This is a genomic window from Halobellus sp. LT62, assembly GCF_037031285.1.
GTDB classification, from domain to species: domain Archaea; phylum Halobacteriota; class Halobacteria; order Halobacteriales; family Haloferacaceae; genus Haloquadratum; species Haloquadratum salinisoli.
Genome location: NZ_JAYEZO010000002.1, coordinates 586,330 through 599,580, shown reverse-complemented (window position 1 = coordinate 599,580; position 13,251 = coordinate 586,330). Strand labels below are relative to the sequence as shown.

Annotated in this window: 13 protein-coding genes; 8 read left to right on the top strand and 5 right to left on the bottom strand. The window is 66.0% G+C overall.

Translation table 11 applies throughout. From position 1 onward, the window contains the following. Positions 1 to 4 precede the first annotated feature (4 nt). The 7 genes from U5919_RS12355 to U5919_RS12325 all read left to right on the top strand — a co-directional run bounded on the left by U5919_RS12355 (position 5) and on the right by U5919_RS12325 (position 6,354). Entirely contained in the window at positions 5 to 1,687 is a 1,683-nt protein-coding gene (locus U5919_RS12355) for an ABC1 kinase family protein (protein ID WP_336024701.1), read from the top strand. Positions 1,688 to 1,822: 135 nt separating this feature from the next. Beyond that, positions 1,823 to 2,275 (top strand): DUF5518 domain-containing protein, encoded by a 453-nt coding sequence (locus U5919_RS12350; RefSeq protein WP_336024700.1) that lies wholly within the window; start codon positions 1,823 to 1,825, stop codon positions 2,273 to 2,275. Between the two features lie 126 nt (positions 2,276 to 2,401). After that, the gene (locus tag U5919_RS12345) at positions 2,402 to 2,776 is read left to right on the top strand and encodes a translation initiation factor IF-5A (protein ID WP_336024699.1); all 375 of its coding nucleotides are present in this window, start codon (positions 2,402 to 2,404) and stop codon (positions 2,774 to 2,776) included. A gap of 6 nt (positions 2,777 to 2,782) precedes the next feature. Beyond that, complete coding sequence (locus tag U5919_RS12340; protein ID WP_336024698.1) at positions 2,783 to 3,625, top strand: arginase family protein; 843 nt, start codon at positions 2,783 to 2,785, stop codon at positions 3,623 to 3,625. Between the two features lie 36 nt (positions 3,626 to 3,661). Further along, entirely contained in the window at positions 3,662 to 4,432 is a 771-nt protein-coding gene (locus U5919_RS12335) for a Nif3-like dinuclear metal center hexameric protein (RefSeq protein WP_336024696.1), read from the top strand. A gap of 75 nt (positions 4,433 to 4,507) precedes the next feature. Beyond that, positions 4,508 to 5,665: a deoxyhypusine synthase gene (locus U5919_RS12330; RefSeq protein WP_336024695.1), complete on the top strand. Its 1,158-nt coding sequence runs from the start codon at positions 4,508 to 4,510 to the stop codon at positions 5,663 to 5,665. An 80-nt stretch (positions 5,666 to 5,745) separates the two neighbouring features. Beyond that, the gene (locus U5919_RS12325) at positions 5,746 to 6,354 is read left to right on the top strand and encodes a translation initiation factor IF-2 subunit beta (protein WP_336024694.1); all 609 of its coding nucleotides are present in this window, start codon (positions 5,746 to 5,748) and stop codon (positions 6,352 to 6,354) included. Positions 6,355 to 6,374: 20 nt separating this feature from the next. Here the strand turns inward: U5919_RS12325 and U5919_RS12320 are convergent, their stop codons facing one another. The 4 genes from U5919_RS12320 to U5919_RS12305 form a co-directional block, all read right to left on the bottom strand. Continuing rightward, on the bottom strand, positions 6,375 to 6,677 hold the full coding sequence (locus U5919_RS12320; protein WP_336024693.1) for a DUF8011 family protein: 303 nt from the start codon (positions 6,675 to 6,677) through the stop codon (positions 6,375 to 6,377). 308 nt (positions 6,678 to 6,985) lie between these two features. Beyond that, positions 6,986 to 9,217, bottom strand: a complete 2,232-nt coding sequence (locus U5919_RS12315) for a hypothetical protein (RefSeq protein ID WP_336024691.1) — start codon at positions 9,215 to 9,217, stop codon at positions 6,986 to 6,988. A 100-nt stretch (positions 9,218 to 9,317) separates the two neighbouring features. Then, positions 9,318 to 10,625: a DUF389 domain-containing protein gene (locus U5919_RS12310; protein ID WP_336024690.1), complete on the bottom strand. Its 1,308-nt coding sequence runs from the start codon at positions 10,623 to 10,625 to the stop codon at positions 9,318 to 9,320. 158 nt (positions 10,626 to 10,783) lie between these two features. Continuing rightward, positions 10,784 to 11,005 (bottom strand): DUF1328 domain-containing protein, encoded by a 222-nt coding sequence (locus tag U5919_RS12305; RefSeq protein WP_336024688.1) that lies wholly within the window; start codon positions 11,003 to 11,005, stop codon positions 10,784 to 10,786. Positions 11,006 to 11,177: 172 nt separating this feature from the next. Here U5919_RS12305 and U5919_RS12300 point away from each other — a divergent pair, with 172 nt between their 5' ends. Beyond that, positions 11,178 to 12,323, top strand: a complete 1,146-nt coding sequence (locus U5919_RS12300; protein ID WP_336024687.1) for a cobalamin-independent methionine synthase II family protein — start codon at positions 11,178 to 11,180, stop codon at positions 12,321 to 12,323. A gap of 14 nt (positions 12,324 to 12,337) precedes the next feature. Here the strand turns inward: U5919_RS12300 and U5919_RS12295 are convergent, their stop codons facing one another. Next, positions 12,338 to 13,132, bottom strand: coding sequence for a CBS domain-containing protein (locus U5919_RS12295; RefSeq protein ID WP_336025587.1), 795 nt, complete (start codon positions 13,130 to 13,132; stop codon positions 12,338 to 12,340). Positions 13,133 to 13,251 lie beyond the last annotated feature (119 nt).

The following is a 13,251-nucleotide window of genomic DNA, read 5'->3' as shown; positions in this document are numbered from 1 at the left end:
CCGGGTGGCTAGGTTGGTGAACCTCCGTGCGTACTGGCGGTTTTTCCTCGTCGTCCGGCAGTTCTTCCCGCTGATCGTCGCCTACACTCGCGACCGTCGACGGTACGTCCTGTTCGGCGGCCGTCGGAGGGTCGGCGAGGAGACGCGGATCCGACGCGCCGAAGTGCTGCTCGATTCGCTCTTGACGCTGGGGCCGACGTTCATCAAGCTCGGACAGCTGCTGTCGACGCGCCCGGACATCCTCCCGAAAGAGTACATCGACGTGTTGTCGAGCCTCCAAGACGACGTTCCGCCCGCGCCGTGGGCCGAATCGAAACAGGTGCTCGAAGCGGAACTCGGCCCCGTCGACGACGCGTTCGACGACTTCGACCGCGAGCCGATCAGCGGCGCGAGTCTCGGGCAGGTGTACACCGCCCGCTACGACGGCGAACCCGTCGCAGTGAAGGTTCGACGACCGGGTATCGAGGAACTCGTCGAGGCCGACCTCCGCGTGCTTCGGTGGTCGATCCCGATCATCCGGCGGTTCATCGGGGAGGGTCGCGCGTTCTCGCTGGACAACCTCGCCGACGAGTTCGCGAAGACGATCCGACAGGAGATGGACTACAGTCGGGAAAAACGGATCCTCGAGGAGATCAAGGGCAACTTCGCCGACAATCCGACGGTCCGGATTCCGCGACCGATTGAGGCGCGGTCGGGACCGCGCGTGCTGACGATGGAGTACCTCCCGGGGACGAAGATCAACGACGTCGACGCGCTCGACGAGAAGGGAATCGACCGGACCGAGCTAGCGACGACGCTCCAGCGGGTCTATTTGCAGATGATCGTCGACGACGGCGTCTTCCACGCTGATCCGCACCCCGGGAACCTCGCGGTCACCGACACCGGCGAGATCATCTTCTACGACTTCGGGATGTCGGGGACGGTCGAGCCGTTCATCCAAGAGAAGATCATCGACTTCTACGTCGCCGTGGCGAACCAAGACATCGACGCGATCCTCGACACGCTCATCGAGATGGGGACGCTGTCGCCGGAGGCCGACCGACAGGTGATGGGCGACGTGATGGAGTTGGCCATCGCCGACGCGCGCGGGGAGGACATCGAACAGTACCGCGTCCAGCAGATCATCGAGCAGGTCGAATCGACGATTTACGAGTTCCCGCTGCGGCTGCCCCGCGACCTCGCCTTAGTCCTGCGAGTCGCGACCGTCGTCGAGGGCGTCTGCGTGACGCTCGACCCCGACTTCGACTTCATCTCGGTCGCGACCGACTACCTCCGAGAGGAGGGCTACTACGAGGAGACCGCCCGACAACTGATCGAAGAGGGCGGGAAACAGGTCCGAGAGACCTCGCGTGCGCTCTTCGAGGTGCCGCCGAAACTGAACCGCGCGCTGGACCGCGTCGAGAACGAGAACCTCGCGGTTAACGTGCGACTCGAAGACGAGAACGACGTGCTCGACCGGCTCGCCCGGCGGATCGTCTACGGGCTCTTCGCCGCGGTCGGCGCGCTCTCGACGGCGATCCTCTACGCGTTCGAGCCGTCGAGCGTGCTCCCGGCGGCCGTCGCGGCGGTGTTGACCCTACCGCCGCTCGTCGCGCTGTATCGGTCGTTCCGGACGAGAAAGGGTATCCGCGCGAAGCCGCAGTTCACGCGGCAGAGTATGCGCGAGCGTCGCGATCGAGAGCGGTAGCGGGTTTCGTCGCTGCCGCGGCAGCCGGAAGCGCCGACTCGGCGGTGAAAACACGGACTCGACGGCCGAGATCCACGTTATCAGTGGTGAGGATTTGACACGTAGGTTTATCGGCGGGTAGCGGGACCGTCACGTATGACGCGGTGGCGCGCCGTCGCCGGCGGATTCGCACTCGCGGCCTGTAGCGAGGCACTCGTCTTCGCGGTGACGGGGCGCGTGACGCTCGTGGGCGGTCTGGCCGGGAGCGCGCTCGCGGGCTACCTCGCGGGCGAGGAACTCGCAGACGGCGCGTGGCACGGGCTTCTGACGGCGATGGCGTGGGGGATCGTCCTCATCCCCGGCTTGGTCGCGCTATCGGTCGTCACCGACGCCCCGCTGCCGTTTCCGATCGAGTTAATCTTGCCGCTGCTCGATACCGCCGGCGAAGCCACGACAGCCATTCTCCTGAGCGCGAGCCTCCCGAACGTCGTCGCGGGCGTGCTCGGAAGCCTGACCAGACGGCAGGACGGGCCGAGCGAGAACTCGGAGGAACAATCGGTGGCGCGACCTACCCCCCGTCCGACCGACGGCGACGCCGAGGACGTCTGACAGTCAGTCGTCGCGAAGGGGTCGACGTCGCGCGACCGATCCCCGACCGACGAGTGGGACCGGCGTTTCACCGATCCTCGCGGCGTTTCCAAACCGTTTATACCGACCACACGTCAATCCCGACGTATGCCGAAAGAGCAGAAGCAGGTCCGCGAACTGCAGGAAGGCAGCTACGTGATGATGGATCAGTCGCCCTGTAAAATCAACGCCTACAGCACCGCAAAGCCCGGAAAGCACGGCAGCGCGAAGGCCCGAATTGAGGGCCGCGGCGTCTTCGACGGCAAGAAGCGATCGCTGAGTCAGCCCGTCGACGCGAAGGTGTGGGTCCCGATCATCGAGCGCAAGCAGGGGCAGGTCGTCTCCGTCACCGATAACGACGCCCAGATTATGGACCTCGAGACCTACCAGACGTTCACGATGCGCATCCCCGAGGACGAGGATCTCAACCCCGACGACGAGATCGAATACCTCGACTACGAGGGCCAGCGGAAGATCATCTGATCGGAGATGTTCCCAGGGGCGACCGCATCACGGACCGACGCCGCGTACGTCGTCGTGGGCGCGCCGCTGGATATCTCGACTTCGTTTCGACCCGGGACCCGCTTCGGTCCCGAGAGAATCCGGCGGTTCGCCCGGCCGTTCGACGACTACGACCGGCGAACCGACCTGCGTTTTTCCGACTGTTCCGTCCACGATCACGGTGACGTCCGCGCGTGGGACGACGCCCCCGAGTACCTCGCGTGGCTCGCGGGCGAACTCCGAGACGTCGTCGCCGACGACGCCGTCTCGCTCGTCCTCGGCGGCGAACACACCGTGACCGCCGCGGGAGTGGCGGCCGCCGATCCCGACGTGTTCGTCTGTCTCGACGCACACCTCGACCTCCGTGAGACATACGACGGGAACCCGTACAGTCACGCGACCGTGACGCGGCGGGTTCTGGACGGAGACGACCGAGCGGACGGTGTCGACGCCGACGTCGACGAGGCGATCATCCTCGGCGCGCGGACCGGCTCTCCCGAGGAGTGGGAGCGCGCCGAGGGGGAAGACGTGACCGTCGTCGCGCCCGAAGAAGTCGCTGATTTCGACCTCGAATCCCACCTCGACGGTCGCAGCGCGTACCTGAGCGTCGACGTCGACGCCGCCGATCCGGGGTTCGCGCCGGGGACGGGGACCCCGGAACCGTTCGGACTCGATCCGCGAACGATGCGCGACGTCGTCCGGACGGTCGCGCCGCACGCCGCCGGCTTCGACGTCGTGGAGGTCAACGACCGCGACGACGGCCAAGCGGCGTCGCTCGCGGCGAAGCTCACGCGGGAGTTCGTGTTCTCTCACGCCGGCACAGCGGATTGATACAGATACAAGCACCCGGCGCACCTCGCTCGGGGTATGCAACTCTCGACGCTCGCCGACAGACTCGACGATCGACTTGACACCGACACGTACGCCGACGTCGACGCCAGCCCGAACGGCCTGCAGATCGGCCCCGAGGAGGGTGAAATCGACCACATCGCGTTCGCAGTCGACGCCGCGGCGGCGACGATCGAGGACGCCGCTGACGCTGGTGCCGACGCCCTCGTCGTCCATCACGGCCTCGTCTGGGGTGGGTTAGATCGGGTAACCGACCGCGAGTACGAGAACGTCTCCGCGCTCGTCGAGAACGACATCGCGCTCTACGTCTCGCATCTCCCGCTCGACGGGCACCAAGAGTTGGGCAACGCCGCGAGGGTGGCCGACCACCTCGGGCTCGACGAGGACTCCAGAGAGCCGTTCGGCGAGCTGGGACCGGTCACGATCGGACAGCGAGGACGACTCTCGAAGCCCCGGTCTGTCGACGCCGTCCGCGACCGGCTCGCGGGGCTTGACACGGGCGGTCGAGAGCCTCACGTGCTCGGTTTCGGTCCCGACGAGATCCGCGACGTCGCGATCGTCACCGGCTCGGGGGTCGATTGGCTCGAAGAGGCCGTCGACGCCGGCGCGGACGCGTTGATCACCGGCGAAGGAAAGCAGCAGGTCTACCACGAGGCGCGCGAGGCGGGAATCAACGTCTTCCTCGCCGGTCACTACGCGACCGAGACGTTCGGCGTCGAAGCCCTCGCCGACCTCGTTTCGGAGTGGGGGGTCGAGACGACCGTACTGTCGCATCCGACGGGGCTGTGAGCGGTCGGTCCCGACGGCGAAAGGGAGAAACGACGGATCGCGAGACATAACCGATCGGGTCGCACAGGAACCGGTATGACCGACGACCACGAGCACGGAGCCGACGGCGACGAACCCGGAGGCGACGAGGGTGCGAGCGGAACCGATGACGGTACGCGCGGAGCAGACGGCGAGGCCGACGCGAGCGACGAGCACTCGCCGCACCGCGAGGAGTTCCACGAGGCACCGATCGGCCACACGCGGGTTCGCGCCGGGATGACCGTCGGCGAACTGGCCGAGGAGTACGGCAAGGCGGGCATCGGCGCGGCGAGCGTCGACAGCGCCGTCGACGTCTACGCGGAGATGCTCGCAGACGACGACGTGACGAACCTCTTCGGGCTCGCGGGCGCGATGGTCCCCGCTGGAATGAGACAGATCGTCGTCGACCTCATTCGCGACGGCCACATCGACGCCCTCGTGACGACCGGCGCGAACCTGACGCACGACGCCATCGAGGCGATCGGCGGCAAGCACCACCACGGCCGCGTGGAGCCGCACGACCCCCACCCCGCCGCACCGGACGCAGAGCCGACGGGCGAAACTCCTCGCGATCACGACGAGTCGCTCCGCGACGAGGGCGTCGATCGGATTTATAACGTGTATCTCCCCCAAGAGCACTTCGCGCTCTTCGAGTCGCACCTCCGCGAGAACGTCTTTCCGAACGTCGAGCGCCGGGTGTCGATCCAAGAGTTCACCGAAGAATTGGGTCGCGCGAACGCGGAGCAGAACCGCGAGCGCGACGTCGACGAGGACGCCGGCATCGCCGCCGCGGCGTACGAGAACGACGTGCCGATCTACTGCCCGGCGATTCAGGACTCGGTGTTGGGAATCCAAGCGTGGGTGTACTCGCAGACCTCCGAGTTCGGGTTGGACGCGTTGGGCGATATGACGCACCTCTCCGATCTCGCCTTCGACGCCGAGAAGGCGGGCGCGATGGTCGTCGGCGGCGGCGTCCCGAAGAACTACGTGCTGCAGACGATGCTGACGATCCCCGGCGCGTACGACTACGCCGTCCAGTTGACGATGGATCCGGATCACACCGGCGGGCTCTCCGGGGCGACGCTCGATGAGGCGCGCTCGTGGGGCAAATTAGAGAAGTCCGCGCGGAACGTCACCGTCGTCGGCGACGCGACCGTCACGCTGCCGCTCGTCGTCGCGGCCGCGCGAGAGCGCGCGGGCGAACCGCCGGAGTAAGTAGGAGAATCGTTCACGTGGGCATCGTGCGCGAACGCGACACACGGAACGGCTTTACGGCCCCACCCATTCTTGGAGGTATGAACTACGCAGACTCTCTCGACAGGGCGCTTGAGGCCCTTCCGGAGCGGAACGAGGAGCAGTCACGGCTCAGCATCCCCGATCCTCAAGGCGAGACGGACGGCGCGTTCACCCGGCTGACGAACCTCGGTGACATCGCCGACGCGCTCGGTCGCGACGTCGAACACGTCCACCGGAACGTCCAGCGCGAACTCGGGACGAACGGCCAGCTCGACGACGACCGCGCGCGCTACAACGGCTCGTTCAGCGTCGCGGACTTCGAGGCCGCCATCGACGAGTACGTCGCCGAGTACGTCACCTGCACGGAGTGCGGCCTGCCGGACACCCGACTGGTCACCGAGGACGGCGTGGATATGCTCCGCTGTGAGGCCTGCGGTGCGTTCCGCCCGGTCGCAAAGCGCGCCGCGAAGACGCAGACCCAGTCCGGTCCGGCCGTCGAAGAGGGCCAGACCTACGAACTGGAGATCACCGGCACGGGTCGCAAGGGCGACGGCGTCGCCGAGAAAGGCAAGTTCACCATCTTCATCTCCGGCGCGCAAGAGGGCCAAACCGTCCGTGCGATCGTCGAACGGACCAGCGGGACGCTGGCGTTCGGCCGCGTCGTCTGAGAGGCTGTTCACTGCGGAATTCATCGACTACCGACGATTAACTGCGGAGCGAAGACGACGATGGCGATCAGCGAGAGCAAGACGAGAATCGCGACGATGCGGAAGACGCCCGCGGCCCGTCGCCGGTCTTTCGGAAGTGACTCCGCGATGCCGGATACCCCGGAGCCGACGAGCAGGAAGAGCCCGCCCACGAACACGGACTCGCCGACGATCCAGTTGTAGGCGTAGAGCGCCACGAAGGCGAGCGAGCCGGCGAACATCACCGCCGCCGTTCGCCGGCCGGACGGCTCGCTGAACAGGACGTCGCGGATTTTGGAGGGCATCGATGGAACGATTATTTCGACCAGTAAATAGGTGTTGTCGACTTCGACAGTTCGTCGCGACCTCGCAACGCTCTTTGAAGCCGACTTTCAATAGCCGACCGGCCGATGACGACGGCACCGTTCCGAGCCGGGGTGGCACTCGGCGACGACGAACCCTATGAGTGCCGAGGCCTCATACCTGATCTTAGATCTGCAAAGGTCGCGTTGACGACCGATTACGTCCGTAGAACCAGCGTGATACTCCGCTCGACGGGACGGTCGGAACGCTCATCGATTGTGAGTGCCGCGAATAGAACGGACAGTCCGTATCAGAGATCCGCATCCCGCGCGACGTTCGCGCGGTCGATCCCCGCACCCACTTTCGGCTCGATCGCCGCGACAGCCTCGTCGTCGTAGCCGCCCTGCCCCTCGTCGACGAGGGTTTCACGGACGTCCCAGAGCACCGAAACGACCGAGGAGAGCCGCTCGTCCGTGGTCCCCTCGTCGCCGTTTTCGGCGGCGGTGACCGCCTCATCGGCGAGAGAGACGGCACGCCGGAGGCGATCGAGCACCGAATCTTGGGTATCTCCAGTGCGGTCGCGATCGGTGTCGCTGTCCGCCGTATCAGTCGTCTCGGCTGTATCGGTCGTCTCATCCGCGTCGGCCCCCGCCAACGTCTCTGCGAGGACGTACAACTCGTCGAGTTCGTCCCGAAGCGTTCTCGTGAGAGACAGTTTACCGGTCCGGATCCCCGCTCGAATCGCGTTCCCGTCGTCGTCGAAGGAGTCTGGAGTGACTCGATACGCTCCGAGGCGACCGTCGCGGTCGACGACCTCCACCGTGTAGCGACCCTCGCGGTGGACCGCGACCGCGAAGCGATCCGACTCGACCGGCTCGCCGTCGTAGACGACGCCCGCGTAGTCCTCGATCACGCGGACGCGCGAGACCCCGGTCGTCTCCCGGGCCTCGCCTCGGATCCACCCGGCGTCCTCGGTCGCAACCACCGTGAGTTCGCCGTCGTCGCCGGCTCGAACGAGCCCGCCCTCGTGGACGAATCGCTCCGCGAGCGGCGCGATCCCCGGGCCGTTGACGACGAGCAGATGCGGCCCGGACTCGACGTGGAGATAGCCGAAGGACCCGCCACGGGTCACCACCGCGGTCGGGTCGTCGCTCGCGAGGCGAGCGGCCAACTCCACCGGCGGCGCGTACAACGAGACGCTGGCGACGTCGGCGACCGCGTCCCGTGCCCCATCGCTGATCCCGTCGAGCGCGCCGTCGACACCGCTGCGAAGCTGTCGGACCCGTCCGACGAGCCGGTTCCGCAACCCTGCAGGCTCGGCACCGTCGATCCGACGCCGGTGACGTGGATCGGTCACGTCGGCGAGCGGGTCAGTGAAGCGTTCCTGTTCCCACGGGATGCCGACCGACGTGATGTGGCTCGCGATCGCGTCCTCGACGAATCCTGGGATCGCGAACTCGAAGCTCAACTGCGGGCCGACGAAATCGTCGATGACGTCTTGGAGAGAAGCGAGCGGTTCGAGCACGTAGGTCGCATCCGCCTCGTCGGTCGCAATCGCGCTGTCGGGATGAGCGAGCACGAGTCCGGGCTCGCGCAACGGGAGGTCCGCAGGCGGCGTCGGGAGTCCACGCCACGAACCGACGGTTACGCGTTCGTCGATCAGGTCGGCTCGATCGATCGACAACGACGGGTGTTCGTAGAGTGGGACGCCATCGAGCTCCGGGAGCACGAAGGGGAGGCGAGCGCCCTCATCGCGCGGGAGTCCGTACGCGAACGGGCCGCGAAGCGATGACGAGACGTCAATGACGTCGTTGGTCACGTCGGAGGTGAGGTCGGCGGTCGGGAGCCGCTCGAAGCTCGGGACGAGTTCGTTGACCTCGCTGGCGCTGGAGTGCGAGCCGACCTCCGAGAGGATCCCCGGGCGCGATCCCTCGGGGATCGCCGGATCGAGGAACTCGTTGTTCGGACTCTTCCGCGAGTGCGCGCTCGCCGAAAGCAACAGCGGCTCGCCGGTCTGCCGGTCGACGAACACCTGCAACAGCTCCCAATCGTGCCAGTGGAAATTGACGGTGAACTGATCGAACGCGAAGTAGAGCCAGTACTGCACCGCGTCGATCCCCGCTGCCGCCTCGACGACGTTGTAAAACACGGTTGGCGCGGGCGGAGCGCCCGCCTCGCGGAACGCCGCCGAGTACTCCTCGAGCGCGGCGAACCCGTCTACGACCGACCCGTCGTCGGTTTCGACGACATACGGCCGCGGATCAGTCGGATACCACTTCTCCAACGCGCCGAAGTACAGGTCGGGCGCGTATCGCTCAACGATCGCAGGAATCCCTTCGGGGGCGTCGACCACGCCTTCGTCGTCGCCGGGCGTCGACACGTATCCCTCGCTGTCCCCGTTACCAGTGTCTTCCCGCCGCGAAACGTACCACGAACCGGCCCCACCGCTTCCGAGGAGTGCCGCGAGCCCCGCATATCCCAACACACGGCGGCGTCCGTCGTCCTCGGGGAAGTCCGCGTGCTCCCCGTTCGAGTCAGTCATCAGATCTATGAATAGAGGGCTGCAGAATGTGTTAAGCGTTACCCATCCACAAGTAAGATGACTGCGACGTGATAGGGAACGTAGACGTTTCGGGCACTTCTCACCCCTCCGCCTCGTACCGCTGCACCTCGACGAACTCGACCCCGACGTTCACTTCCCGACCCGTTCTGTCCTCGATCACTCCCCCGAGATCAGCGGCGAGATCCGGAAACGGCTCGTCGGCCGGTCGGTGCACGACGACCCGGACGTCCGGCGGCGACGACCCGGGAACGACGACGAACTCCGCGCGCGTCTGGACTAATTCGAGGTCGTCGTACGCCTCGTCGTCGAGGACGTCGCCGACGGCGCTGTTGACCTCGTTCTCGAACGACGCCTGCGCGGTGAAGAGCGCTCCCGACGCGAGGACCGCGGCGACGAGCGCGAGCGCGAGGAGGACGGGACCGAGTCGCGGCCCCGATGACGTGTCCGTATCCGCCGATCGGTAGCCGAACGCGCGGAGCGTCGCGAAGCCGGCGACGTTGACCGACACGAGGTTCGCGACGAGGAGGACGGACGCGCCGATTGCGACGCCCGGTTCGCTCCACGCGATGCCGATCCCGACGGCGGCGGCCGCGGGGATGAGTGCCGCCGCGATCATCACGCCGACGATCGAGACGGGAAGCGCCGTGGCGAGTCCGACTGCACCAGCGATGCCGGCTGCGAGCCCGACCGCGAGCGTGAGCAGCCCCGGCGAGGTCCGCTCGCCGACCTGTGCGATCGTCTCGACGTCGACTGTCGGGGAGACGAATCCCGTGAACTGTAATGCGACCCCGAACGCGGCGGCACCGAGAACCGCGAGCGAGAGACTCAGTAGCTGTGCGCGCACGCCGTCGTCGAGCATCTCCCAGTCGCCGATCGTCGCGCCGACGCTCGCGGTGAGCGCGGAGCCGACCTGCGGGGCGATGACCATCGCGCCGACGACAAGGGCGGCGGAGTCGACCAGCAGTCCCGCGACCGCAACGAGGGCGCTCACGACCGTCATCGAATAGTACGGGAGCGGATCGGGGTGGAGGTTCAAGGCGGTCGTTCGGAGTTCCGCCGGCGAGATGCTGTCACCCTCCTCGGTACCCGTGATGAAGCGGTCTTCGAGCTCCGCGAAGCGCTCCGTCCGTGCCGATTCGGCGGCGAGGGTGATCACGTACCGCTGTTCGATTCCCGCCTCGCCGAGCCTGTCTTCGACGTACTCGACGGCCTGATCGGGCAGCGGAAACTCCACGAGCACGTCGCCGTCTACAGACTTATCGCCGTCTACGCCCTCGCCGTCGGAACCGGCGGTCTCGAAGAGGAGGTAATCGATCCCCTCGTCGTCGAGAATCGACAGGATCCGTTCTGTGTCCTCTTCGGCGAGGAGCAACTGTACCAGTCGCATACCCCTGCTGCGGTTCGCCGGCGTATTGCTATGCGGCGCGTAACGGGGGATCATCGAGAGACCGAAGCGAAACCGGGAGGCGGAATCGAGGTGTGCTGGAGAGATGGTCGGACGCGAGCGTTCCAATCCGTGCCGCGGCGAACGCCTCTGTCACGACCTCACAACAGAATCGAAACGACCGCGAGGATGAGAAAGATAATTACGAACCACTTCGCGACGGTCATCGTCACGCCGGCGACGCCGCGAGCACCGACGACGGCGGCGACGATGGCGATCAGAAAGAACACGATCGCCCACTCTAAGAACTCACCGGAGAACTGGAGCGGGACGGACGTAAGCGAAGTCGGCGTCGGAACGAGCGAGGCTGTGTTGAGCAGCATACCACTCTGGAGGGGAGCGGGCGGATTAGTTATACGCAGCCAACCCGCTGAATCCGGAGTAAGCCGGTATTATGCACTCGAACCCGATCGTAAGATAACTTATGGACATATTTATTGTACAGATAGTAACCACAAGTCATATTAATGGCCACGTGGTTGCTTCGAGTACCGAATGACTCGCGACCGCATCCAGACGACACACATCGGAAGTCTCCCACGAACGCCGGAACTGCTCGAACTCCTGACGCGCCGACAGGACGGCGAGGAGGTCGACGAGGGCGAGTGGCACGACGCCGTCGTCGACGCGACCGAGACCGTCATCCAGCGGCAGGCGGACATCGGCCTCGATATCATCAACAACGGCGAACAGCCGCGCGTCTCCTTTAACTGGTACGTCGCCAATCGTCTCTCGGGTATCGGAGACACGCGAGACGCCCCGCTGTGGGACGATCTGGCGGACTACCCCGAGTACGCCGAGGACGCGTTCCACGCCGAAGGAATCGACCTGACCAAACAGCCGTCGGTCACGGGACCCGTCGAATACGTCGGCGAGGACGCCGCCCGCGAGGAGATCGAGACGTTCTTCGAGCTGCTCGAAGCGAGCGGGCACGACTTCGAGGGAACGTTCATCACCGCGGCCTCTCCCGGCATCGCCGGGGCGACGCTCGTCAACGACTACTACGACTCCCACGAGGAGTTCCTCTCGGTCGTCGGCGAGGCGCTGAAGAAGGAATACGAGCTCATCGCCGAGACGGGCGCGACGCTCCAGCTCGACGCGCCGGACCTGCTGACGACCGGCCACCGCGGCTTCGGCGACCGCCCGATCGAGAAGCTCAAACCGATCGTCCGAATGCACGTCGACGCGCTCAACGAGGCGACGAAGGACATCCCCGACGAGCAGATCCGCGTCCACACCTGTTGGGGGAGCTACGAGGGGCCGCACCACCGCGACAAGCCGCTCGAAGAGATCATTCCGATCCTCTATGACCTGAACATCGGCGGGCTCTCGATCGAGGAGGCGAACCCGCGACACCAACACGAGTACCGCGTCTTCCGCGAGCACCCGCTGCCCGAGGACTGGACGCTCATCCCGGGCGTCGTCGACGTGAAGACGAACGTCGTCGAGCACCCCGAGGTCGTCGCCGACCGCATCGAGCGCGTCGCCGACGCCGTCGGCGACCCGAGCCGGATCGTCGCCGCACCCGACTGCGGCTTCGACACGCAGGCCGGAATGGCGATGGTTCACCCCGAGATCGCGTGGGCGAAGCTGGAGGCGGTCGTCGACGGCGCGGAAGTCGCCACGGAACGGCTGTTCTGAGGCGGCAGTCCCGCTTACAGATCCGGTTCTGTCTTCTCGATGAGCGGGTGGTGCACGTAGTCGTTGACCGCGACGTCCTCGAGCGAGCGCAGCCCACCTCGGCGAGCGACCGTCGCGAACCCCAGTTCCTCGACGTCGTCCGGCGAGACCGAGAGCACGTAGGCGAGCGCGCGGTCGATACCCAGGCTTCGGGCCGCGAGTGCGCGGTGGTGTCCGTCGACGAGGTAGGTTTCGGAACCGTACGACACGACGATGAGCGGCTCCGCGAGGTCGTGTTCGAGCTCGTACGTCCGCCCCTCAAGCTCGTCGGCGTACACCTCGCGCTGAGTCGGGATCAACTCGGAGACGGCGACCTCCCGTTCGGTCACATCGACGGCGGTGTCGTAGCGCCGTTCGAGCATCTCGCGAGTGCTCTGTACCTTTGTCGGCGTCGTCCGTTCGATCTGACTCCTGACGGCGTCGCCGTTCGAGAAGATCCCCAAGAGCCTGCGCTCGTCGTCGACGACGGGCAGGAACTGATGTCCCGTGCGGAAGATGACGCGCGCGGCGTTTTTGACGGTCATCTCCGGGCGGACCACGATGAGTTCGCGCGTCATCACCTCCTCGACGAGCTCGTCGCCGTTCACTTCGAGGAGGTCGATCGCGCCGACGAATCCGAGGAGGTGCCCGTCCGCGTCGACGACCGGGAGTCCGCTGTACCGCGAGCCGCTTTTCAATTGATCCACCACGTCGGTCACCCACGCCCCCGGACTGACGGTGTCGACATCGGTCGTCATATACTCGCTGACCTCGACCTCGTCGAACGCCATCAGCGGGTGGTCTCGATTCGGGTTTGTAGTCATCTCGAGGGGACCGGATTCGGTTACCGACTAATCGGTCGGTGGTTTGATAAACGATACGGACGGAAACGTCGGGAGTCGACAGACGT

What these genes read in the sequence shown, in the direction of transcription:
- U5919_RS12345 (WP_336024699.1), top strand. Translation starts at nt 2,402, where the DNA reads ATGCCGAAAGAGCAGAAGCAGGTCCGCGAACTGCAGGAAGGCAGCTAC.
- U5919_RS12310 (WP_336024690.1), bottom strand. Translation starts at nt 10,625, where the DNA reads ATGCGACTGGTACAGTTGCTCCTCGCCGAAGAGGACACAGAACGGATC.
- U5919_RS12335 (WP_336024696.1), top strand. Translation starts at nt 3,662, where the DNA reads ATGCAACTCTCGACGCTCGCCGACAGACTCGACGATCGACTTGACACC.
- U5919_RS12325 (WP_336024694.1), top strand. Translation starts at nt 5,746, where the DNA reads ATGAACTACGCAGACTCTCTCGACAGGGCGCTTGAGGCCCTTCCGGAG.
- U5919_RS12300 (WP_336024687.1), top strand. Translation starts at nt 11,178, where the DNA reads ATGACTCGCGACCGCATCCAGACGACACACATCGGAAGTCTCCCACGA.
- U5919_RS12350 (WP_336024700.1), top strand. Translation starts at nt 1,823, where the DNA reads ATGACGCGGTGGCGCGCCGTCGCCGGCGGATTCGCACTCGCGGCCTGT.
- U5919_RS12340 (WP_336024698.1), top strand. Translation starts at nt 2,783, where the DNA reads ATGTTCCCAGGGGCGACCGCATCACGGACCGACGCCGCGTACGTCGTC.
- U5919_RS12315 (WP_336024691.1), bottom strand. Translation starts at nt 9,217, where the DNA reads ATGACTGACTCGAACGGGGAGCACGCGGACTTCCCCGAGGACGACGGA.
- U5919_RS12295 (WP_336025587.1), bottom strand. Translation starts at nt 13,132, where the DNA reads ATGGCGTTCGACGAGGTCGAGGTCAGCGAGTATATGACGACCGATGTC.
- U5919_RS12305 (WP_336024688.1), bottom strand. Translation starts at nt 11,005, where the DNA reads ATGCTGCTCAACACAGCCTCGCTCGTTCCGACGCCGACTTCGCTTACG.
- U5919_RS12320 (WP_336024693.1), bottom strand. Translation starts at nt 6,677, where the DNA reads ATGCCCTCCAAAATCCGCGACGTCCTGTTCAGCGAGCCGTCCGGCCGG.
- U5919_RS12330 (WP_336024695.1), top strand. Translation starts at nt 4,508, where the DNA reads ATGACCGACGACCACGAGCACGGAGCCGACGGCGACGAACCCGGAGGC.